Origin of the sequence: Geomonas azotofigens (assembly GCF_018919395.1) — a bacterium.
In the GTDB taxonomy this organism is placed as follows: Bacteria; Desulfobacterota; Desulfuromonadia; order Geobacterales; family Geobacteraceae; genus Geomonas; species Geomonas azotofigens.
Map to the genome: position 1 here is coordinate 351,343 of NZ_JAHLME010000003.1, position 23,328 is coordinate 374,670.

At 56.2% G+C, this 23,328-nt stretch carries 18 protein-coding genes and 1 tRNA gene; 14 read left to right on the top strand and 5 right to left on the bottom strand.

What is annotated here, in order from left to right; all coding sequences use genetic code 11:
• Positions 1 to 312: 312 nt before the first annotated feature.
• From KOL99_RS11360 to KOL99_RS11375, 4 genes are all read left to right on the top strand, one after another.
• Positions 313 to 2,919 (top strand): choice-of-anchor D domain-containing protein, encoded by a 2,607-nt coding sequence (locus tag KOL99_RS11360; protein WP_216510587.1) that lies wholly within the window; start codon positions 313 to 315, stop codon positions 2,917 to 2,919.
• An 81-nt stretch (positions 2,920 to 3,000) separates the two neighbouring features.
• Positions 3,001 to 5,547, top strand: a complete 2,547-nt coding sequence (locus tag KOL99_RS11365) for a carboxypeptidase regulatory-like domain-containing protein (RefSeq protein ID WP_216510588.1) — start codon at positions 3,001 to 3,003, stop codon at positions 5,545 to 5,547.
• Positions 5,526 to 6,110, top strand: coding sequence for a hypothetical protein (locus KOL99_RS11370; RefSeq protein WP_216510589.1), 585 nt, complete (start codon positions 5,526 to 5,528; stop codon positions 6,108 to 6,110). Before KOL99_RS11365 ends, KOL99_RS11370 begins: the two co-directional genes overlap by 22 nt.
• A 2-nt stretch (positions 6,111 to 6,112) precedes the next feature.
• Positions 6,113 to 8,677, top strand: a complete 2,565-nt coding sequence (locus KOL99_RS11375; protein WP_216510590.1) for a hypothetical protein — start codon at positions 6,113 to 6,115, stop codon at positions 8,675 to 8,677.
• A 566-nt stretch (positions 8,678 to 9,243) separates the two neighbouring features.
• Here KOL99_RS11375 and traI read toward each other — a convergent pair.
• Positions 9,244 to 11,487 (bottom strand): TraI/MobA(P) family conjugative relaxase, encoded by a 2,244-nt coding sequence (gene traI / locus KOL99_RS11380; RefSeq protein ID WP_216510591.1) that lies wholly within the window; start codon positions 11,485 to 11,487, stop codon positions 9,244 to 9,246.
• A gap of 45 nt (positions 11,488 to 11,532) precedes the next feature.
• Positions 11,533 to 11,895, bottom strand: coding sequence for a conjugal transfer transcriptional regulator TraJ (gene traJ / locus KOL99_RS11385; RefSeq protein WP_216510592.1), 363 nt, complete (start codon positions 11,893 to 11,895; stop codon positions 11,533 to 11,535).
• Between the two features lie 397 nt (positions 11,896 to 12,292).
• Between traJ and KOL99_RS11390 the strand changes: the two genes are divergently transcribed.
• The 4 genes from KOL99_RS11390 to KOL99_RS11405 all read left to right on the top strand — a co-directional run bounded on the left by KOL99_RS11390 (position 12,293) and on the right by KOL99_RS11405 (position 13,909).
• Positions 12,293 to 12,673: a TraK family protein gene (locus tag KOL99_RS11390; protein WP_216510593.1), complete on the top strand. Its 381-nt coding sequence runs from the start codon at positions 12,293 to 12,295 to the stop codon at positions 12,671 to 12,673.
• A gap of 67 nt (positions 12,674 to 12,740) precedes the next feature.
• Positions 12,741 to 13,001 carry a helix-turn-helix transcriptional regulator gene (locus KOL99_RS11395; protein ID WP_216510594.1) on the top strand — a complete coding sequence of 87 codons (261 nt, stop codon included), beginning with the start codon at positions 12,741 to 12,743 and terminating at the stop codon, positions 12,999 to 13,001.
• A gap of 126 nt (positions 13,002 to 13,127) precedes the next feature.
• The gene (locus tag KOL99_RS11400; protein ID WP_216510595.1) at positions 13,128 to 13,415 is read left to right on the top strand and encodes a DUF4258 domain-containing protein; all 288 of its coding nucleotides are present in this window, start codon (positions 13,128 to 13,130) and stop codon (positions 13,413 to 13,415) included.
• The gene (locus tag KOL99_RS11405; RefSeq protein WP_216510596.1) at positions 13,412 to 13,909 is read left to right on the top strand and encodes a type II TA system antitoxin MqsA family protein; all 498 of its coding nucleotides are present in this window, start codon (positions 13,412 to 13,414) and stop codon (positions 13,907 to 13,909) included. The genes KOL99_RS11400 and KOL99_RS11405 overlap by 4 nt, the downstream gene beginning before the upstream one ends.
• 280 nt (positions 13,910 to 14,189) lie before the next feature.
• Here KOL99_RS11405 and KOL99_RS11410 read toward each other — a convergent pair.
• The 3 genes from KOL99_RS11410 to KOL99_RS11420 form a co-directional block, all read right to left on the bottom strand.
• Positions 14,190 to 14,264: transfer RNA gene (locus tag KOL99_RS11410), tRNA-Cys, on the bottom strand.
• 60 nt (positions 14,265 to 14,324) lie between these two features.
• Positions 14,325 to 14,915 (bottom strand): CDP-diacylglycerol--glycerol-3-phosphate 3-phosphatidyltransferase, encoded by a 591-nt coding sequence (pgsA, locus tag KOL99_RS11415; RefSeq protein ID WP_216510597.1) that lies wholly within the window; start codon positions 14,913 to 14,915, stop codon positions 14,325 to 14,327.
• A gap of 14 nt (positions 14,916 to 14,929) precedes the next feature.
• Entirely contained in the window at positions 14,930 to 15,544 is a 615-nt protein-coding gene (locus KOL99_RS11420) for a lytic transglycosylase domain-containing protein (RefSeq protein ID WP_216510598.1), read from the bottom strand.
• A gap of 343 nt (positions 15,545 to 15,887) precedes the next feature.
• On the opposite strand from KOL99_RS11420, the gene nadB reads away from it, so the two are divergent.
• The 6 genes from nadB to KOL99_RS11450 all read left to right on the top strand — a co-directional run bounded on the left by nadB (position 15,888) and on the right by KOL99_RS11450 (position 23,039).
• The gene (gene nadB, locus KOL99_RS11425; protein WP_216510599.1) at positions 15,888 to 17,483 is read left to right on the top strand and encodes an L-aspartate oxidase; all 1,596 of its coding nucleotides are present in this window, start codon (positions 15,888 to 15,890) and stop codon (positions 17,481 to 17,483) included.
• Between the two features lie 10 nt (positions 17,484 to 17,493).
• Complete coding sequence (locus KOL99_RS11430) at positions 17,494 to 17,769, top strand: chorismate mutase (RefSeq protein ID WP_216510600.1); 276 nt, start codon at positions 17,494 to 17,496, stop codon at positions 17,767 to 17,769.
• Positions 17,770 to 17,783: 14 nt separating this feature from the next.
• A complete protein-coding gene (locus KOL99_RS11435; RefSeq protein ID WP_216510601.1) occupies positions 17,784 to 17,993 on the top strand; it encodes a hypothetical protein in 210 nt (69 codons plus the stop codon).
• Positions 17,993 to 20,677, top strand: a complete 2,685-nt coding sequence (glnD, locus tag KOL99_RS11440) for a [protein-PII] uridylyltransferase (RefSeq protein WP_216510602.1) — start codon at positions 17,993 to 17,995, stop codon at positions 20,675 to 20,677. The genes KOL99_RS11435 and glnD overlap by 1 nt, the downstream gene beginning before the upstream one ends.
• The gene (gene xerD / locus KOL99_RS11445) at positions 20,677 to 21,555 is read left to right on the top strand and encodes a site-specific tyrosine recombinase XerD (protein WP_216510603.1); all 879 of its coding nucleotides are present in this window, start codon (positions 20,677 to 20,679) and stop codon (positions 21,553 to 21,555) included. Before glnD ends, xerD begins: the two co-directional genes overlap by 1 nt.
• A 284-nt stretch (positions 21,556 to 21,839) precedes the next feature.
• A complete protein-coding gene (locus tag KOL99_RS11450) occupies positions 21,840 to 23,039 on the top strand; it encodes a cofactor-independent phosphoglycerate mutase (protein ID WP_216510604.1) in 1,200 nt (399 codons plus the stop codon).
• Positions 23,040 to 23,328: the final 289 nt, after the last annotated feature.

Consider the following 23,328-nt stretch of genomic DNA (forward strand, 5'->3'; position numbering starts at 1 on the left):
GTGTTCTTACTCACGGGCAAAACTAATGGCTGATTGTAAAAAAATGAACATGTGAAAAACTTTACAGTTGATCCTAAGCCACTGTCTCTGTTCCATTAACTTGCGTTTCTGATCCAGTGACTGTAAAAAAATGAACAGTTGGTGTTGTCTAATAATTCGACCTAATACGAAATAACTCGTCGGTTCCATTATCATTTTCGTGTATGGGCAATTTGGCGCAGTTTTTGTTAAGTAAGAGTTTTCTGATCATCCCGGCACCACACATTCCAGCCACCGCAAAACGGCAAGAGGCTAGGAGGCAAAGGAGAGTACATGAAAGATATAGGGTATTCAATAAGGGTTCTTGCGCTGTCCCTTCTTCTGATTGTATTGACTGCGGTGTCAGCTTTCGCTGTTGACAGCGACGGTGATGGTATTGATGATAGTACCGATAACTGCCAAACTGTGTACAACCAGGATCAGCTTGATAGCAATGGTGACGGTGTCGGAGATGCCTGTACCAGATCGTTCTGCGTTACTAGCAGTGCAGAGCTCCAGGAAGTGCTAACTTCCGCTGTGACAGACAACAGACATGACATAATCATGCTTGAACAGGGGATGTACGCGGTCCCCGACTCCAGCGGTTTCTTCGCAAATTTGGAAGACGCATACGGGATAACTCTGTCAGGAGGTTATTTCGACGGATGCCGGAAGAGAGAACTCAATCCCGCTAACACTGTTCTCTATGACCCCACCTCTTCAAAAGGTATCCTCGGAATCAATAGAGACAACAACACCTGGGTGCCCTATGCGTCCAAAGTTGTTGTAGACGGACTGACCATCAGGTCTGGGACTTCTGGCGTCGGCCTTGACGATTGTGCATATGAGGTCGTGTTTGCAAATAACATCCTCTCGGGGAACGGAGCATCTGGCTCCTTGATGTCCGGTAAACTTTCTATTAAGGACAACGTAATAACTGAAAATCACGACACCATTAGGGGGATTGGACTGCTGGTCATTGGGTATTACGATTTGCTCATGTCTAAGAACGTTATAACACGTAATACGGTCTCCAGCCGCGGTGGGCGTGGGGCAGGAGTAGAGATCTGGAATTCCGGGAACGTGTCTCTTTTGGACAACGTTGTTGCGGGGAACACACTCAACGGGTTGAGTGGCTACGGGTATGGAGCCGGTGTTTACTCCCAATCGACCAATCTTACATTGATCAATAATACCTTCACGAATAACACTGTAAGCACTTATAACCCAATCGGCCAAGGCGGAGGTATTTTCTATATTGTCGATGGCGCCGCTAATTTTTACAACAACACCATATGGGGGAACTCAGCCTCAGAAGGTGGAGATATATTTGATTCCTCAAGTGTGCCAAGAACGAATGCTTTCTATAACAACTTCACCCCGTTAAAAGCGCAGGTCATGTTGCAAACACAGGGGAGTAACATAAATGTCGACCCTCTGTTTGTAAACTCCACAACAGGCGATTATCGTCTCACTACGAGTTCACCTCTGATCAACAAGGGGAGCAATGCCGCCCCTTCTCTGCCTGTGGAAGATCTTTCTGGGCATCCCAGAATAGCGGAGGGTATCGCTGACATTGGCGCATACGAGAACAATCCTATTACTGCCTCATTCAGTGCTACGCCGCTTAAAGGCCTGTCGCCGCTAATGGTGAACTTCACGGACCTCTCTCGCTCAAACAAGGGGGCGATTGTCGCATGGTCGTGGGATTTCAACAATGACGGTATTACGGACTCCACCGAAAGGAATCCTTCGTTTCTTTACAGCGGAACTGGCAATTACACCGTTCGTTTGACCGTAACCGACGTAAGTGGCGCCGTGAACACCACCTCGAAGGAAGGATACATAGCTATTGGAGATACTACTGATAGCGATGGTGACGGTGTCATAGACGTCTTGGACAACTGCCCCCATACCTACAACCCGCAGCAGATAGATCTTGATGGTGACGGGATAGGAGATGTTTGCCAAAGCCACACTCTATTGACTCAAGCCATGTCATGTACTGGTCTCAAATCTCAGACCGCTATGGATATCAGTCCCGTTGATCAAACTGCTCTTTTGAAGGACGGCCTCACAAGCCAAGGCGTCATCATACAAAAAAGTAAAGGAATTTTCGATATTCTCAGCTTACGGGCAAACATCGACTCGACTAAACTTTCTGCAGCTGCTTTGAATCTGTACGTCAGCCAAGGGACCTCTGTTGTAGTCACGGTATATGCTTACGCTGCGGACGGTCTTTCCGTGCAAGCAACCGCACTGTCATTCACCGTCAGCACAGGATGGAACAAGCTAAATATTACCCCCATCCTCCACCTGATGGATGGGTTCGGCTTTATGAAAATAAGGATTGTAACGACAGGGAATTTTGGCGTTTCGGAGGCATATTTCTCAGAGGCTGTTGATGAACAAGAAATATCCGTAACTCCGTCAAAACTCGACTTCGGCTCAATTGAAGTCGGCACCTCAAAAGTCCTCAATCTCACTGTTTCAAATGCAGGAAAAGGTAATCTGAAAATAGTGAAAATAGTGCCGCCGGCTGTACCGTTTACGGTCACATCGGATGGTTGTACCGGAATTGTCCTTCCCTCCTTGGCAACCTGCTCTGTGGCAGTTAGTTTTACCCACGCTTCTGCTGGTACTCACTTCGACTCCCTACAAATACTCTCGAGCGATGAAGATCATTCCACCCTCCGTGTTCGGCTCACCGCCATACACGAGCCAGCGGACTTAACCGTGACCGTGACAGAGGGTGATCCTACCGGCCTTTACTACAAGCTTGGAGGGGTTCAGGTGACTGTGACAGATCCTGTAGGTCCAATCATGAAAGCAACATGGGACACGAATTCTATGGGGGGGGGGTACGCCGACTTTTATGGTCTTACTCCCGGTGCTTTTTAGGTCACCTGTCAGAAAGAGGGATACTCCAGAAAGAGTGTCAGTGGCGTATTGCAAAGCGGACAGAATACCGCAGTTGTCTCGATGGCAAGAATGTGGCCGGTCTCGGTCAGCATTGCATCGCCACAAGACGGGGCTGTTGTCAACACCTCTTCAATCACCGTCAGCGGCAGCGTTAACAATAATGCCCAAGTCACCGTCAACGGAGTTCAGGCCTCTGTTGTCAACGGATCGTACAGTGTATCGATAGCACTGATTGAAGGAGCTAATACGATAACTGTCCAGGCAAAGGACCAGGATGATCAAGTAGCTAGCCAAAGCATTAACGTGACCTGCATTATTAGTGGGAACATTATCGGCACCGTTACCAACTCATTGAGCGGCTCGGCGCTGCCATCGGCAACCGTATCCGTTACCGATTCCGCAAACGGACTTCACACTGCTGTTTCCACCGGCGACGGCAAATTTACCATTACAGGGATCCCGTTAGGGAGCTTTCGAGGAAATGTAACCAAGGATGGATATGCTACATATACTTTTTCAGGGACGATCACGCCCGGCGGAACAGTAACCATCAATGCTGGCATGGCGCCAATACTCCCCATAATAAGTGCCGCAACAGCAAACTCCTCAACCGTTGACTCGGCGATCATCTCGTGGACCACCGATCAACCAGCCGGCAGCCTGGTGGAATACGGTGCAACCGTAGGCTACGGTAACACGGCAACTGACGGGGCACTGGTGACGAATCACGTTGTTACCATTTCCGGGCTCGTTTCTGCCACCGCGTACCATTTTCGGGTATCCTCGACAAACCAGAACGGTTTTACTTCGACATCGGGAGACTTGACCTTCACGACACCGCAGTTTACCGCCAAGACGCTTGGCGATTTCGGCAACGTGACTGTGATGGAGGTGACTGGAAACTACGACATCAACAAGGGGGACGGGACCTTGAACGTCCTCCCACGTCAGGAGATCGCCAAGGAGTACTTCCGCACGCACGCGGACGCCGTTGATTTCCTGGTTATCCTCTCCAACTTCGATTACGCTATGCCCGACTCTGAGGCCAAGGGGTTCTATCTGGGCGTTAAGAATGACACTCAGGGAATAGGGCAGGCCCTCTTCGACAACTCCCCCTCATTCGGAAGCGCCGGCAAGCTTTACGGCACCATCGACCTGGGGAACGTAACGGCGCTCGCGGCGAACCCGTACGGGCCGAAACTTGACGAGACGATCATCACCCTTAACCACGAACTGATGCACCGCTTCGGTGCGTACGTCCGATTCAAGAACCCGGATGGCAGCTTGAATGATGCTCTCCTCGGGCGCGACGCGGCGCATTGGAGCTACCTCCTCGATACCCAAGGCTCCGTCATGTACGGCAACGGCTGGAGGGACAACGGCGACGGCACCTACACCTCCACGGCCATGCAAAACGGCTTCAGCCCGCTGGACCTGTACCTCATGGGTATGATCCCGAAGGAGCAGGTGTCGCCCATGCTTTTGATTGAGAATCCCAGCATCGACAAAAATCAGATTCCGCAACTAGGTGCTAAGGTTACGGGAACGGCAAAAACGGTAACTGTAGACGATATCATTGCAGCAGAGGGCACACGTATTCCCGATGCTAGCGTGTCACGGAAGTCATTCAAGGTGGGATTTGTGTTGCTCATGACGCCAGGAGGCACCACCACAACTGCGACCGCCGCTATCGAAACCTTGAGAACAGCATGGGCTGGAAAACTTGCCGAACTGACCCGGAGGGGCGGCAGCATTGAGGGGGTAGTGCCGAGCCTGACTGTGCAGATTGAAGCACCACTCGAAAACGCCACTGTCACTGGTCGGGATTGCGCTGTAAGCGGCACGGTCATCAACTCAACCGGCGCTGAGACAGGCATTATGGTCAACGGTATTCCTGCCACCATCAGCGGCAGCCGCTTCATCGCCAATCATGTTCCTTTGGTAGAAGGTACCAACTCAATCCAGATCAAGGCCACCGATGCCAATGGGCTGACTACTACGCAAAGCCGGAGCGTCACGGCCCAAATCGGCAATTATCTCCGCGTCATTTCCAATATCGAATCCGGCACGGCACCGTTGGATATATCAATCCGGTTGGACGGCAATTTCGTCATTGCCAATCCGACGGTCGGCGTTGCCGGGCCAGTGCCAGTCTTACTAACACCTAGATCGGGTCCTGCAGAATTTACCGCGAATTTCACAGTCGAGGGGACCTACACCATCACCGCCAGTGCGCTTGGGCCGGACGGGCAGATGTACACAAGCTCAGGGAGCATTACGGTCATGAGCAGGTCGCAGCTTGAGGTGCTATTGCAAGGGAAATGGGAAGGGATGAAGTCAAAGCTGATGGCGAAGGATGTGGAAGGGGCTGTAGCGCATCTCCTAACATCAGCGCAAAATGCTTACCGGACCGGCTTTACTGCTTATGTGGACAAGCTACCGCTTTTGGCTCAAGATCTGCCGTCAATTGAACTGGTTTACGCTTCCGAACAACGAGCGAAGGCACGCTTGTTTCGTGAAGAAACAGTCAAAGGGCAGAAGGTGGTGATCGGCTATCCGGTGTATTACATCCAGGAGGACGGAACGTGGAAGCTGGTCAATTTTTAGCTGTTGCTGGCAAGTACATACGCAAGCTGTTTCTTGCTGCACTATTCTTTTCTTGCGCAGGCTGTGTCAGCTTTGTGCGGGTAGACGGCCCGTATGAAGGATGGGTCATAGATGCGGTTACGAAAAAGCCGGTGGAGGGGGTAGTCGTTCATGGCGACTGGTACAAGGTCTGGGGCACGGTAGGTGGCGCCTCCAGCAAATGGTATGACAGCGCCGAGACGCTGACGGACCGAAACGGCGCGTTCAAAATTCCAGGAAAAGGCTTGCTGCTTCTTAGCAATCTTGACGAACTCCATTTGACGATCTTCAAGGCGGGGTACAAGCAATGGCCACCAAATTCTTGGTCCGGTCTCAAGGGGCAGTGGCCAAATGATGAGGTAGCTTGGGAAGGGGACCGTCCGACTTTCCGGCTGAAAGGATTGAGTATGGAAGAGCGCAGAAAGAGCTTTGTCACCATGCCAGTTGGAGTGTCAGGCAAAAAACTTGATTTGATGAAACGTGAGAGTAACAAAGAAAATATTGAGCTAGGGCTACCCTCAGACACTTTATACACCTTGGAGTGATTATGAAATCATTTTTTTATTGCGTAGCTGTAATGGCGATATTCATTGCCGGCAATTCGTATGGGTGGAACGACATCGAAACGCATCCCACCCTTTCGCAATATGCTGCTACTAGAGTCTTTGATAACGATTTCCTTAATATTTCCTTTCGACAAGGGGGAGTTGAACGAACAGTGAGGGATTGGATCCGCGAAGGGGCCGAACGGGAGGATGACTGGGCATGGTACTGGCCACCCACTGCCCGCTCGGGTAACCACTTTCATGCGCCGAACCGGTCACTGAACCGGACGGGGTGGCGGGAGACCTCCGGAATGTCGACACCTCTATGGGCACAGGATAAAACAGAACAGGAGAAATTCTTTGGGGGAGATTGGTCGTGGGGAACGGTGCGGGATCATCTTTACAACTATGTCACCGCCACTAGCAAAGAAGCAGAGGATGACAACCTGGTCAAGATGCTCAAGGGACTCGGTTACCAGATGCACTTGGTACAGGACATGTCCCAGCCGAACCATGTGCGGGACGATACCCATATACCCGATGGCTTTGGCTGGAAATGGATAGTCAACGGATTTGAGACCTGGGCTAAAGACAACGATATAAAAGTGATTCGAGAGCAAATACTGGATAAGAAGGATGCTGTCGGCGAAAATGTGTATCCTGTTCCAGAAGTTCAGGTTGATCTTACTAAGCTGTTCAATGATGATCCAACCAAGGCGCCTGTAGCCAGGTTGTCCGATACCCGCGAAGGAATGGATGTATTGGTTAAGGATGCAGCCAATAATCCTATTTCTTATGTTATTACGCCATCTACCTCGCTTTCCCAAGGGTTGGCTCAATATACTAACAGCAACTTTTTCTCGGAGAGTACCGCCTTTGCCGCTGACCGCTATGCACCGACCGAAACGCGCTATCACTTCCCATACCCGCGGAAGAGTGAAACGAATTTGCAGGATTTCATTGATAACTATCTTGACCCCGTGGTGCGAACCGATGTTGACGGGAAGAGTTATAAGACCTTCCAGATTGCCAAGCAGAACACAACCGGTGAACCTCTCAACTGCCTAACCATGCCCGGCCCCAACACTCTTAAATTCTTTGAGGAGTATGGAGGGGAAGGAGGGATGTTTTACAGTTCGTTTCGTCTTGATGAAAGCTGTATGAAGGAATACGCAGAAAAACTGATTCCTCGCACGGTAGGCTATTCAGCAGCCATGCTGAACTATTTTTTAAGGGGAAATCTGACCGTCACGGTTCCGCAAGACATGCTACCCACCAGTAAGCAAATCCGCCTAAATGTCCGCAACAACACGCAGACGGGTGAAGCCATGAATGGTGGCTCGGTCGATCTAATGGTTATCTTCAGGCAGTACAAGAAAAATGGCACCGCATCAGCTGGAACACTTGTGCCTGACGGCGATTATATATTCCGTAAGTACTCGCTTAGGGGGTGCACAAGAGAAAATCCTGTTTGTACGATCGACACATCCGGCACATCACTCGATTTTGATTTGTCTAATGATCCGCTACCGCCATTGGCCCGGGATGTCTCTCTGATTGTTGTATACCGAGGCCGACTCGGCAATGAACCGGATGCTGTGGCCTATGAGCAGATATTCCTGGATGGTGTTGCTGGCGATCTGGATATTTCACTACCGCCACGTGGCGTCTATGCTTCGGTGAGTGGAGAGAGCACGGCAAAGACCTTCAATGATTTTGCTTTGACTGCAAAGAACACATCGCCCACTGCCACTGGTCCCGGGAGCACAGAGTTGCTGGTGATTTTTCGTGACGCCTTGGGCAATCCTTTCCTGTCTCAGCCCGTTGATTCTTCTCCTGAAATCAAATATGCAAGTGCGACCGTTGCAGATCAGTCCTCTATTCCGGCGAATGGTGCTGCCGAGTTGCTATTCTCCTTGGCAAATGCGCAGATTCCGGTAACTGCAACGGATGTGTATGTATATCTGATCCATACTGCGCAAGATGGTACGACTGTTCATGGCTATCGCGACATCTCCGAACCAACACCGGTCGACATCTTCAACAACACCGATTTCGTCTGCCTGCAGAATGAATGGCACCCTGCGGGAGAGCCGTCTACGATCACTTTGGCTGACCAACTAGGTAATCACAACGGAAGCGACGATGATATTGATGCCTTCAGACACGATCTTGCCAATATCTATTACGAACTGACGTCGCAGGCTCAACCGGTCACTGTCTCTGCAACTGATTATACATTCTTCGAACCGGGGTCTGTTGCCCCTGCAACCGTCAAGCGTCTGGGGTTTGTCCTCACAGATTATGCGTTACAGTACAGTTCCATGCGCGACTTCGTTCATATCGATCCAAATGACGGGTGGATTGGAGGCGTCGGTACTGTCGCCACCCTCGAACCGGGCATGGGTGTCAGAAACCAGACCGATGCAAGTGGGAAATATACCTATCCCCTTATGTACAATATGCGCGGGAAGCCGATGTGGGGGAGCACCGGCACGATATATGGGAATGGGAAGTTACCGGTTAACTCGACCTGCGACTGGTCGCTACTGCCCGTTGTTCCATAAGTACCCCACACCTTGCAAAGGCGTTTGACCCGGCTTGATCGGCCAGCCGTCATGAAAGTATCTCCGCAATAACGCTGCAATTGAGACTCATCCCTCCTCTCCTTAGAGGAAGAAGGGGGCTTAACCACTGAACACGAGAAAACTAATGGCATCTTTTATGGGCAAGGACTTGTCCTACCGGATTACAAATGGATCGTTATATAGGGTGGCGACCCGAGGGTGGTCTAGAGAGTTCAGCAGCCAAATTGGAAGGGCCCCTTGGGCGGCCCTTCCAATTGAAAGCGAGGAACCGTGCATAAAGCGGCCACCAATACGGGAGCGCCTGGGGGGATGCAGCCCTCCCGACAACCCTAATGAGCGCCTGACCCAACTCAATCTGACCTTGGAAGGTTTGACCGCTTCGGTCAGTTTTCTGCGCGGGATTGGGGCGGCTATTGGTTGCCAAGCCGGTGAGGAACGAGAAGCCTCTTTTCGGCGGCGATCTGGTCTGCACCCATATCTTCCTGTGGGGGCAGAGAAGCTCGCCCGTTGTATGCCGTTTTCACGGGGGGACTTTGGTGTCTTGATCAAATTCGTGGGGGGCGGCCTTTCGTTTTTTGGCCGGAGTCTGCCCCTTCGGTTCCACCGCGCCCCCTATTTCGTGTAACGGAACCATTTGCTGACACGGTGATGCTTTCCCCTATTTGGACGCGCTTGAGTCGGAGAGCGGTACCGGCGCCGATAGGCAGGACCATGATCTCCTCGTCCCGTTTCAGAAGCACCAGGAACTCACCATCCACCTTGCGGAGTCCGGCAAAGTCGGCGGCGCCTCTGTCTGCCGGGTCGTAGCGGCGGTGTTTAGGCATGTCTGAGGATTTCAGCCGAATTGCCTCGCGATCGGCAACGTATTTCTCAGCGGCTGCCTGGCCTAGCGTCATTTCTACTAGCCGGGAAATATCCCGTCGAACGGGGTAATCCGGTTTGGTCCCTTGCCGCTCCAAATGATCAGGAACATCATGCGGCAATAGCACCTCACCTCCGCCGGCCAACTGAAGCACACCGAGTTCTGACAGCTCTCGCAAACGATTCTGGCCTTGGGGCGGCGGCTTTCGTCCAATGCCTTCGACCGTGGGCTTACAGTAATGGGCTGCGTGTCCACTTGTTTTCTCCCGGAGGATTCCGGATTCCAGCAGTTCCTGGCGATGGCGCTCCAATGCGGCATCGTCAAAGGTAATGGGCAACCTGCCGACGGCCGCCACCCGGACGACCTGTTCCTTGAAGGCTTCGGTACCGTTGACTGCGATGCAACAACCATACTTTTCCGACGCCAAGAGTAGCGCGTCCTGCAGCCCCTCTATTGTGTACCCCCTCGAAACCTGAAGCCTGTCCCCGTCATCGCGTATCGCGGTCGAGCCGATGTAATAGATGACCGTTCCTTTTTTGGTGATGCCGTCTCGTTCTGCCACTATCGGTGCATTCTTCCGGCCGCCCTTGCCGGTTACGGTGTTTCCTTTCAGACCGGTTGCCGCATCGCGGGCGCGCAAAACGGCTAGGGCCTCGGGGTCTCCCTCGACGGCCTTCGCCCTCAACCAGTCGGCCCATGACCGCCATGGGTATTTTCCATCGACGGCCAGACGCTCGGCTGTGCATTGTCTTTTGATCCTCCGGATATCCTCACGGAGTATGTTGTTGATCACGCCATAGAGGACTCTTTTAATCCGCCCGTTGGCTTTCACGGCCTTGATCTTATCCCGCTTTAGCTTTGCCATTCGTTTGGCCGAGTCGACCAGACGCTCTTTCCGCTCCGCTATTTTGGTCTTTTCTGCCGCCCGCGCCGTCGCGGCTATTTGGTGGTTCTCCCGGTACTTCGCGTACAGCTTGCCGGTGTCGTATCGGGAATGCATCGGCTGCGCTCGGTAACGCCTGCCGCTTGTTTTTACTGCTTCAAGATTCGAGAGGTTCCGCAGGACGGTTTGCCTGTTCGGTGGGGGTATGGCACCTATGTTGCCCGTAGGCTGCGATTGCGCCAGACGCGCCTGCATGGCCCGCATGGTGTCCACCTCGTCGAGCGGCTCGAAAGCCCCCAATCGTTTCTCCAGCTTGCTTTTCGACAGTTCCCTTGAAACCGAACTTGCCTTGACGCCAAGCCTGTCACCGTTCGTGATGACGAGACCGTTGCCTCTTTCCTCAAGTTTCAACCCGCTGTTGGCCAGCATGGCGTGCAATTGGGCCCAACTTTCGGCTAGACGCATCTCTTCGACACACTCGCGCTGGATCCACCCCAACAGGCTTTGCACCCCGGCATGCCTTTCCATGTCGGCAGCACGGTTCTCGCTTCCATTCCTCAACACCTGGTGGTTGTCTGGTTGGAGACCGTATTGTTGTTCGAGTTTTTGGCAGACTTTCGCCAGGGTTGTGTGATCGTAGTAAGGATCGTGAATGGTGTGGCGTGTCGGGTGAATCTTGTTGATCGCGATGTGAAAGTGCAGATTGTCTGTGTCGTTGTGGACGACACAGACCCGCTGATGCTCGCTGTAACCTAACTCGTTGCAGATCCTCTCCTCGATCGCTTTCAAAGTGGCGTCAACCGGTTCCTCCCCTGCACGAAAACTGACTATCAAGTGATAGGTTTTGTCTGATACCGCCCGTGTATTGCGAGCCTGGGTGTTGAGGACTTCGAGGATGGCGACCTGCCACTTTTCAGATTGACAATTGCTGACGGTCACATAGCCGAGACGTTGATGCTTTCCCTGTCTATCGGTTAGATACTTCACCAAACCACCGTAATCGCTCCTGCCCACGGACCTCATCGGTACCTTCTTCGCGATCATGCAGCGGCCTCCCGGGAACGTTGTTTTTAGCGGCTGAAAATTTCCTCACCGCGAGGCCTTTGGTAGAACCACCGTCTGCATGATTTCCTGCATCTTGCCCTGAGTGTTTTCGATTTGGGCAAGGACGGCACGGATGAGTCTCTCGCCATACTGCGCCGTGCGCGGGTCATCGGTGAGCCATAGCTTTAGGAGGCCGCCCAGACGGCCAAGATCTCCGTTGATACGTGCTAACTCGTCAACTTGGTCACGGTCCAGGATGCTATGCACCTGGTAGCCCAATCCCACGTTCCGCAGATAGGCGGCGACAGGGAGGCCGGTGGACGCGGCCAACTTCTCGATAGTGGCTTTCTCGTCCGGTCGCACCGGGACGTGCAGTTGTTGCGCACGTGGCCTGTTCTTTTCAGCCATGATGGCCTCTTTGAGGAGTACGACTTCAAGGGGGGGACGGCGGCAGCCGTCCAGCCTCGCAGAGCAGGATACCCGTTGAGCACGTAGTGCGAATAAGGGGAGGTGAAGATAGTTAACCGGCTCGCCGGTTAGCTAACTTCACATATCCTGCCCCGCTCCGGACCGCGATTTTTCCGATACGGTTTTTCGACCTTCGCTATTTTACCGCAACGCTACATGGAATTAGTGATATTGAATTAGATTTTTACAAAATTCTGCAAGATCGGCGGTAGAATTTCGATGCCGCGGTAAAGTAGCGTTAAAGTAGCGGTAACGAAGCGGTAGCGTGGCTGTTGCAAAGGCGACAGCGTAGCGATTAAATAGCGGCAAAATCCGATGGGCAAAATGAGGTGGGCAGATGAAAACTCTCTCTGAACGCATAGCGGCCAGGGCAGTCGATAATAAGCCGATGACCTCCAATAAAAAAAAGAACCGGGCCGTTTTCCTGACTTTGCGTCCCGACATCATACAGGCGCTCAACGACGGGTGGCCGGTCAGGGAAATCTGGGAAACCCTGCATGAGGAGGGAAAGGTGGCTTTCGGTTATTCCGCATTCTGCGGTTACACAAACCGCCTGATCCTGGCTCAGTCCAGCCGCCATCAGGAACCGCCTGTCAATGAGCTTTCCGAGGCACACAAGCCGGCAAACACTGGTAAGAAGGCACCGGAAACAAAAGACACCCCCAAAACAAGCGGGTTCACCTTCAACCCTTCACCCAAGAAGGAGGACTTGATCTGATGGTTAAAGTCCATGTTGTGTTGCAGGCAAGGCATCTGACGTTCTTTTACCAGGGAGGAGGTCTCGCGTGGAGAACGATAAATTGATCAGGCGCAGACAGTTGTTGGAGCTGATCGGAATGAGCCATACGACGCAGTGGAGACTGGAGAGGGCGGGGCGGTTCCCGGCGAGGGTGAGGATAGGGGCCGGATCGGTCGGCTGGCACTTGGCGGAGGTTGAGGAGTGGGTCAGGGAGCGGGAGAGGGTGCAAGGGGGCGCCCAGCAGGATAGGGCAGCTGTGACGCTGGAGGCGGGCGTTACCGACGACGGCTTCCGTGGGAAGAGATGACCTGACCAAGCCCACCTTGCTTCGCAATATTTTTTCCTATAAGTTGTACCATCTCTCTGTCGCCCTTCTATTAAGTTGTGTTGAGCACAACTTTTGTTTTGAACGCAACCCCTAAAGGTGTATAGTATGCTTAACGAACCGTTGAAGCGAACCGAGACGAAGAAACTGATCCTGTCCATCTTGAAAGACGGGGATGTCTCATTTGCTCAACCCCACGCGCTGGAGCGGCTGGAAAAGCACGGCATGTCCACCCTGGATTGCCTGAACGTACTGCGCGGCGGGACCGTCGAGGAGGCGGAGTACGAAAACGGGGAGTGGCGCTACCGGGTGCACACCGGGAAGATGACGGTGGTGGTCCGGTTCGAGGACGAGACGGAATTGATGATCGTAACCGCATGGAGGATGCTGAAATGAGATGCCCGGTTTGCGAGCGAGCCGAGTTGGTGGAAAAGGTGCAGAACTACCACTACCGCGAATGCGGCCTCGGGAACGTGGTCCTTACAGGGATCACGGTGAGGAGTTGCCCGGAGTGCGGGGCGCTGGTGCCTAAGATACCCAGGATGGAGGCCCTGCACGACTGCATCGCCCATGCCCTGGTGAAGAAGGAAGAACGGCTCACCCCGGAAGAGATCGTATTCCTAAGGAAGTCCCTCGGCTGGTCTGGTGCCGATTTCGCCGACAACCTGCACTGCGACAAGTCCCAGGTCTCCAAGTGGGAGAACGGGCGGGTGCCGATGAGCAAGCAGAACGAGTTGCTCTTCCGCGAGATCGTCGCGCGCGGTAAGAAGATCGACGACTACAAAAGGACCGATGCGGCACGCAAGGAGGCGGGCAAGGTTGTCTCCCTCTTCGTCAGCATGGATGACAGTAAACGCCAGTGGACCGACGAGTGGAGGGAAGCGGCGTAGCGGTTCCAAAAAAAGGGAAGGCGCCAGGCGCAAAAAGACCCGGCCACCTAGAAGTGGTGCCGGGTTTTTTTTATGGTTCGGTCATTACGGTCTGGATTTATTACGGCATCTATTACGGCATGAAATGATTTCCGTGTCGTTCACTGAGGCCTCGATGGAGGGGGACGTGCCGGTTCCTGCCTTGCCATGTGGTGGCTGGGGGGCTGCAAAGTTATTGCAGCGATTTTTACAGCGATGAAAAAAGGGCTTACGACCTGAAATCGTAAGCCCTTGTTTTTATTGGAGGCGGCAATCGGATTTGAACCGATGAATGAAGGATTTGCAGTCCTTTGCCTTACCACTTGGCCATGCCGCCTTGTGCATCGAAGGAGCCCGTTTATAACCTGATTCCCTCGCCTGTGTCAATACGAAATTTTTATTTGGCTATCACTCGCACAAATTTGCTCAGGTAGTCGACACCGCTCCAGATGGTGATGATTGTCGCGATCCAGAGATAGAACATGCCGACGTTGTGCATGTTGACAATCACCAGCGGATGGTGGATGCCGAAGAACCAGTGGTAGTCGTAGTGCAGCAAAAGCCCGATGATGGCCACCAACTGGAAAATGGTCTTGAACTTGCCCAGGTTGCTGGCGGCGATCACGATCCCCTCGGTGGAGGCGATGCCGCGCAGGCCGGTGATGATCATCTCGCGCCCGAGGATCACCAGCACCATCCAGGCGGGCACCCGGTTGAAGGGGAGAATCATGATCAGCGCGGCCATGACGATCAGCTTGTCGGCGATCGGGTCCAGGAACTTGCCGAACACGGTGACGATCCCCATCCTCCTGGCGAGATACCCGTCCAGCCAGTCGGTGACCGATGCGGCGGCGAACAGCGCCGCGGCCCAGAAGCCGGGCTCGCGGTCGGGCGACAGCAAAAGCACGCACAGAAGCGGGATGGCCGCTATGCGCAGCATGGTCAGAATGTTCGGGAGGTTCATGATCTGGGCTGGGGTGGAGGGCATGCTTGGCCTTTGCGCTATCTGTAGCTGTTACGGTAACTGAGTACCTTGGACACGTAGGTCTGGGTTTCGGGATAGGGGGGGACGCCGCCGTACTTGGCCACCGCGTTGAGCCCGCAGTTGTAGGCGGCGACGGCCAGCGACTCGTTGCCCTTGAAGGTGTCCAAAAGGAACCTGAGGTAACGCACCCCGCCGCGGATGTTGTCTGAGGGGTTGAATGAATCGGCGACCTTCAGCCCCTGGGCGGTCTTGGGCATGAGTTGCATCAGACCCTGGGCCCCCTTGGGCGACACCGCGCTCGGGTTGTAGCCGCTCTCGGCATGGATCACCGCCTTCACCAGCGAACTGTCGACACCGAACTCGCGCGAGCAGGAGCTGATGATGGGTTCGAACTCGGCGGGGTTTCTGGCATAGCCGGAGAGCTTGAAGGCGGTCCTGAGCCGCTTGTCCTTCTTGATGTCACGCATGAAGATCTTGAAACGGTTGTCGGTGGGGGCGTCGGTGAAGTGAACGGTGCCGTCGGGATCTTCGTACTTATATATGTCGGCGCGCGCCGGTGCCGGGATGCACCACGACAACGCGGCCACGGTCAGGATGGCTGCTGCAAAAAGTCGGTGTGACGTCAAGCGCATGAGCTTCCTTTTTTAATGGGACAGGGAATTCCGCCACGGAAATATATAGACTAATAAGCATGATAATTCAAGGTCTAATGTAAGGTTGGCGGGCTATAACCAGTCAAAAGTCTTGACAAAAATCTTGGGCGGATCAATAATTTGCGGGTTTTCCCGAGCCGGTTACGCGAAGAACGCAAGGTACCCGCGACGCACACCAAGAAATCTCCTTTGAGGGCAAAGGCCCAACGTTGCCGCCATGACCCCCTAAGCCTTTCCTGAAGTACTCGCGACTGCTGCACGACTTCGTCTCAAACATTCGGTCTCAAGAAACGCCTAATCCAGCTTACCGGGGGGTAGTTTGATGAAGGAGAAAACTGATTTTCTGGTGATCGGCAGCGGTATCGCGGGGCTTTCCTTCGCGTTGCAGGCCGCGGCCCACGGCAAGGTCGCGGTGGTCACCAAAAGGGATATCTCGGAGTCGGCCACGAACTACGCGCAGGGAGGGATCGCCACGGTCTCGTCCGAAGAGGACACCTTCGACGCGCACGTGCAGGACACCCTGGTCGCCGGCGCCGGCATCTGCCACGAGGACGTGGTGCGCATGGTGGTCGAGGAGGGGCCCCAGGTGATCCGCAACCTGATCGACTGGGGGGTGCAGTTCACCAAGAGCGGCGACGACTACGATCTCACCCGCGAGGGTGGCCACAGCGCGCGGCGCATCCTGCACGCCGAGGACATCACCGGCCGCGAGATCGAGCGCGCCCTGGTGGCGGCTGCCAAGAAGCACGAGAACATCACCATCTACGAGAACCACATCGCCATCGATCTCGTCACCGAGTCGAAGGTGCTGAAGCAGAAGCTGGAGCACAACCGCTGCCTGGGCGCCCACGTGCTCGACAAGGACTCCGGCGTGGTGCGGACCTTCACCGCCCGCATCACGCTCCTCGCTTCCGGCGGCGCCGGCAAGGTCTACCTCTACACCTGCAATCCGGACGTCGCCACCGGTGACGGCGTCGCCATGGCCTACCGTGCCGGCGCGACCATCGCCAACATGGAATTCATGCAATTCCACCCGACCACGCTCTACCACCCCAACGCCCGTTCCTTCCTGATCTCCGAGGCGGTGCGCGGCGAGGGGGCCGTTCTCAAGCGCCGCGACGGCACGGCCTTCATGGAGAAGTACCACCATCTGAAGGACCTCGCCCCGCGCGACATCGTGGCCCGCGCCATCGACAACGAGATGAAGACCTACGGCGACGACTGCGTCTACCTGGATATCAGGCACCGCGGCGCCGAGTACATCACCTCCCGCTTCCCCAACATCTACCAGACCTGCCTCGAGTACGGCATCGACATGACCACCGAGATGCTCCCGGTGGTCCCCGCGGCGCATTACCTGTGCGGCGGCGTGCAGGTGGACTTCAACGCCGAGACGGACATAAAGCACCTCTACGCCATCGGCGAGGTCGCCTTCACCGGCTTGCACGGCGGCAACCGCCTGGCCAGTAACTCGCTCCTCGAGGCGGCGGTGTACGCGGGGCGCGCCTACGAGCACGCGGTCAAGGTCTTGAAGGACGAAACGTTCTCCTTCCCGCAGATCCCCGAGTGGGACGCCGGCACCGCGACCAACTCCGACGAGATGGTGGTGGTCTCCCAGAACTGGGACGAGATCCGCCGCTTCATGTGGAACTACGTCGGCATCGTGAGAAGCGACAAGCGCCTGGCGCGCGCCATGCGCCGCATCGAGCTGATTCAGGACGAGATCGAGGAGTACTACTGGAACTTCATCGTCACCTCGGACCTGATCGAACTCAGGAACATCGCCACCGTCGCCCAGTTGATCGTCGCCTGTGCCCAGATGCGCAAGGAATCGCGCGGGCTCAACTACAACATCGACTACCCGGGCGTGGACGACGTGAACTGGAAGCGCGACACCCACATCAAGAAGAAGTTCTGAGGACGCCGCCATGGGCATTGACGACATCAGGGACGAAATCGACCGGCTGGACAGCGAACTGCTGCGCATCTTCAACGAGCGCGCCTCCCTCGCCCTCAAAATAGGGGAGATCAAGAAGGGGCTCGACCTGCCGGTCTATGATCCGTCCCGGGAGAAGCGGATCTTCGCCCGGATGACGGCGGAGAACGAGGGGCCCCTGGACGACCAGGCCATCGTGCGGCTCTTCGAGAGGGTGATCGACGAATCGCGCCGCCTGGAGCGCATCATGACCCGCGGCGAACACTAAAGGGAGGTTGGCAGGTGCTGATCGTTATGCGTAAGACGGCCGACGAAAAGGCCCAGGAAGAGATCAAGTCGTTCCTCATCGAGCGTGGCTTCGACATCCACCAGTCCACCGGCGCGAACCGGGTCATCATAGGGGTCATCGGCGACACCGAGAGCCTCACCGAGTCGGACATCCAGGCTTTCCCGGGTGTCCTGCAGGTTGTGCGGATCGCCAAGGAAGAGTGATGCGCCTCAACATAAACGCATACCTCTCCGAGGCGATGAAGGGAAACGGCAAGAGCTTCGAGGAGAAGCGCGGCGCCTACCTCGCCGCGGCGCGCGAATTCCTCGAGCACTTCCGCGAGGAGTCCAAGCGCTCGCACCGGGAAGGGGAAGACGGCATCGCCGTGGTGCAGTCCATCACCGCCATGACCGATGCCCTGGTTACCCGGCTCTTCACCGCGCTTTCGGATGATTTGCAGATGCACAAGACCGGTCAGCTCGCCCTTATCGCGGTGGGTGGCTACGGGCGGCGCGAGTTGAACCCGTACTCGGACCTGGACCTCCTTTTCCTGTACTCCGGCAAGGACTCCAAGGTGGTGGAGGAGGCGGCCAACCGTCTGCTCTACTTCCTGTGGGATCTGCGCCTGGACGTCGGCTACTCGGTGCGCACCATAGCCGACTGCGTCGAGATGGCGGGCAACGACGTCACCGTGAAGACCGCGCTTCTGGACGCGCGCCTGCTCATCGGCAGCGAGCACCTCTTCTCGGAGCTGAAGAAGATAATGGTGACCCAGGTGCTCGCCAAGAGAAGCGACTCCTTCATCAACGAAAAGCTCGAGGAACTGAGGAAAAGGCGCGAGAAGTACGGCTCCAGCGTCTACATCCTGGAACCCAACATCAAGGAAGGTGAGGGGTGCCTCAGGGACCTGCACACCGCGATGTGGGTCGCCAAGATCAAGTACAAGGTGGACGAGCCGCGCGAGCTGGTCATGAAGGGGGTCCTCTCGGAAGAGGAGCTCGGCATGTACTACAGCTCGCTCTCTTATCTGTGGCGCATCCGCAACGAGCTGCATTATCTCGCCGGCAGGAAGAACGACCAGCTCACCTTCGAGGCCCAGACCTCCATCGCCCGCTTCTTCGGCTACGAGGACAAGGGGAAGACCCTCGCCGTCGAGCAGTTCATGCAGGACTTCTACCTGCACGCCAACCGGGTCGAGCACTTCAGTTCCCTCCTCATCACCAAGTGCAGCCAGCGCGAGGACTCCACCCGCAAGATCCTGGGCTACTTCACCCGCCGCCCGGTCGGGGACGGCTTCTACGTGATGAAGGGCGAACTGGTGGTCCCGGACGAAACCGTGATCGCCAAGGATCCGGTGCGGCTCATCAAGATCTTCGAACACGCCCAGAAGCAGGGGGTGGCGCTCTCCCTGGCCACCAAGACCCTGATCCGCAACAACCTGGACCTGGTCAACGACAAATTCCGCCGCTCCAAGGAGGCCAACGCCTCCTTCATCAACATCCTGCAGTCCGAGAAGAAGGTCTACGACACCCTGCAGCAGATGCACCACCTGGGCTTTCTGATCCGCTTCATCCCTGAGTTCGAGCGCATCTACTGCAAGGTGCAGCACGACGTCTACCACATCTACACCGTCGATACCCATACCCTCTTCGCCGTGGAGGAACTCGCCAAGCTCTGGCGCGGCGAGCACAAGGACACCCTGCCGCTTTTGACCCAGCTCGCCATGGAGGTCGACAAGCGCTGGCTGCTCCTTCTCGCCGTTTTGTTCCACGACATCGGCAAGGGGGGAGGGGGCGGACACGCGGAAGTGGGCGCCGAGTTGACCAAGACTATCGCCCGCCGCATGGGGCTCATCAAGGAAGATTCGGAACGGCTTCAGTTTTTGGTGCGCCAGCACCTCCTTCTGGCCCACATCGCCCAGCGCCGCGACCTGCACGACGAGCGCATGATCATCCAGTTCGCGCGCCAGATGGAGAAGAGCGAGAACCTGAAGATGCTCTACCTTCTGACCTACGCCGACATCAAGGCGGTGGGGCCGGAGGTGTGGACCGAATGGAAGGCGCTCTTGCTGCAGGAACTCTACGAGAAGGCGTTCACCGTGCTGGAGCGTGGCGACTTCAAGCTGGAGGCGTCCGGGGACCGGGTGCGCCGCGTCAAGAGGACGGTATTCGACCTGTTGGCGGACGACTATCCGGGGCAGCTCATCAAGGAAGAGTTACAGGCGCTCACGACGAGGCACCTGCTCTCCTACTCCCCCGAGGTCCTTTCAGGGCATGTGCGCACGCTGCTCGAGATGCCCAAGAAGCTTTTGGTGCTGCAGCTCTCCCACGAGGTGGACCGGGGCTATACCAACTGCACCATTTGCACCTACGACATCCCGGGGCTCTTCTCCATGATCACCGGCGTGATGGCGGCCAACGGCATGAACATCCTCGGCGCCCAGATCCACACCAACACCAACGAGAAGGTGCTGGACATCCTGCAGGTGAACTCCCCGCAGGGGTTCGTGATCACCGAGGAGAGCCGCTGGACCCGCTTCGAGTCTGATCTGAGGCAGGTACTGGAAGGAAAGGTCCGGGTGGGACAACTGGTGGCCAAGCGCAACCGTCCCAGCATCCTCACCGAGAAGGCGAAACCGACCGTGCCGGCGCGGGTCGAGATCGACAACGAGGTCTCCTCCGACTACACGGTCATCGACATCTACGCCCACGACAAGGTGGGGATTTTGTACAGCATCACCAGCACGCTCACCAGGCTCGGGCTCTACATCGGCGTGTCCAAGATCTCCACCAAGGTCGACCAGGTCGCCGACGTGTTCTACGTGAAGAACATCTTCGGGCAGAAGATCACCGAGCCTGGCAAGCTCGAGGAAATCCGCAAGGAGCTCCTCGCCGCCGTGGATGGCTAGTGGACCGCTACCTCGACCTGTTTCTGAACTACCTGGTCGTCGAGAAGGGCGCCGCCGCCAATACGGTGGCCGCCTACAGCCGTGACCTGACCCGCTACCTCGCCTACCTTGGGGAACGGGAACCCGCACAGGTGAAGGCGAGCGACGTCACCGGCTACCTCGCCAAGCTCAAAGGGGAGGGGATCTCCCCCCGGAGCCGCGCCCGGGCGCTTTCGGCGCTCAGGATGCTGCACCGTTTCCTGGTGCGCGAGGGGTATTGCGAAGTGAACCCGACGGCAATCGTCGAGGCGCCCAAGGGGCTCCAGAAGCTGCCGAGCGTGCTGAGTGCGCGCGAGGTTGAGGCGCTTTTGGCGTCGCCGCTGGACACCGGCGCCATAGAGTTGCGCGACAAGGCGATGCTGGAACTCCTCTACGCCACGGGGCTCAGGGTTTCCGAGCTGGTGGGACTGAAGATCGGCGACGTCAACATCGACGCCGGGTACCTGATGACCATCGGCAAGGGGGATAAGGAGCGCTTGATCCCGATGGGGGCGAGCGCGTGTCACGCGGTGGGCGAGTACCTGGAGCAGGCGCGCCAGGAGCTCTTGAAGCAGAAGAGTTCGCCGCTGCTCTTTCTGAGCCGGCTCGGCGAGGGGATGACGCGGCAGGCCTTCTGGAACATCATCAAGAAGAGGGCGCTGCAGGCGGGAGTGAGGAGCGGCATCTCGCCGCACACCTTGCGGCACTCCTTCGCGACGCACCTGTTGGAGAACGGCGCGGATTTGCGGAGCGTGCAGATCATGCTGGGGCATGCCGACCTCTCGACGACGCAGATCTACACACACGTGACGCGCGAGCGGCTGAAGCGGCTGCACGAGAAGGCGCACCCGAGGGGATAACTAATAAAAGCCTCAACGCAAAGACGCAAAGGCGCGGAGACGCTAAGAAGGTCTTTCGGGTTACACCATCAGTTCGTTTGCACTTTGCGCCTTTGCGGCTTCGCGTCTTTGCGTTAATGATTTAAAAACGAAACGAACAAGCCCATATTTTTAACGCAAAGGCGCAGAGGCGCTAAGAAAACCTGGAAAAGCTTTTGGATTGTTTTACCCTTTTACCCTTTGCGGCTTTGCGTTAACAAAACTGTTTTTATCTCAACATAGAACACTGATAAAGGATGGATGCTATGAAGTATGTTGTGTTGCTCGGAGACGGGATGTCGGACCAGCCGGTCGGGGCTTTGGAAGGGAAAACGCCGCTGCAGGCGGCTAAGACGCCTAACATGGATTTCATGGCCAAGCGCGGTACTCTGGGCCTCGCCCACACGGTGCCGCAAGGGTACGCTCCGGGCTCGGACGTCGCCAACCTCTCCATGTTCGGCTACAATCCGGTCGACTGCTACACCGGCCGCTCGCCGCTGGAAGCGGCCAGCATGGGCGTGTCGCTGGGCCCTGACGACGTAGCTTTCCGCCTCAACCTGGTGCACCTGGAGGCACGCGGCGGCAAGCTGATCATGGAGGATTACTCCGCCGGCCACATCTCCAGCGCCGACGGGCGTGAACTGGTCGAAGAACTGCAGCGCCAGCTCGGGAACGAGGAGTTCTCCTTCCACCCCGGCGTCAGCTACCGCCACCTCATGGTCTGGCACGGCGGCAGGACCCAGATCAAGATGACACCGCCCCACGACATCTCCGGGCAGTCCATCACCGAGCACATGCCCACCGGCGAGGGCGCCGACAAGCTCATCTACCTGATGAACTCCTCGCAGATGATCTTCCACAACCACCCGCAGTACAAGCGTCGCGCCGCCGCAGGCGAGGTGCCGGCCAACTCCATCTGGCTGTGGGGACACGGCAAGGCCCCGGCCATGGACACCTTTGACGCACGCTTCGGCCTCACCGGCGCCGTTATCTCGGCGGTCGACCTGATCAAGGGGATCGGTGTCTACGCCGGCCTCGACATCATCAACGTTCCCGGCGCTACCGGCTACCTCGACACCAACTTCGACGGCAAGGCCCAGGCCGCCATCGACGCGCTTAAGACGCACGACTTCGTCTTCGTGCACGTCGAGGCCCCGGACGAGGCGTCGCACTCCGGCAAGCTCGCCGACAAGATCGAGGCCATCGAACTCTTCGACGAGAAGGTGGTGGGGGCGGTGCTGCAGGGAGTGAAGCAGTTCGGCGACTACCGCATCCTCTGCGCTCCCGACCATCCCACCCCGATCACCCTGATGACCCATAGCTCCGATCCGGTTCCCTTCGTGATCTACGCCGGAGAGGAGAAGGAGAAAGCGGGCGTGGCCGGGTACGACGAGGCTTCGGCAGCTGCGACCGGGCTCAAGGTGGAGCCGGGGTACAAGCTGATGGAGATGCTGCTGGGACGGTAGGGGCAGAACCGGTTGCTGGAAAGGAGACCTTCCTTGCGGCACGGGCGGCTGGGCAAATGATTATTTGCCCCTACAGCGGTGGTGTCGTAGGTGGTTCCGGTAGGGGCGAATAATCATTCGCCCCTTACCCGCTTCGCACGCCTCTCCCGCCTGCTTTTTGTTTAATAGATGAGAACATCTCCCCGTATCCTCACATTAAGCGTTGACAACTGCCTGGCCTCGGGTTTTAATGGCCAGTCTATTACTTCCTAATCTCATCGGTCCTGCCCCCGGGCATATCACATTAAGC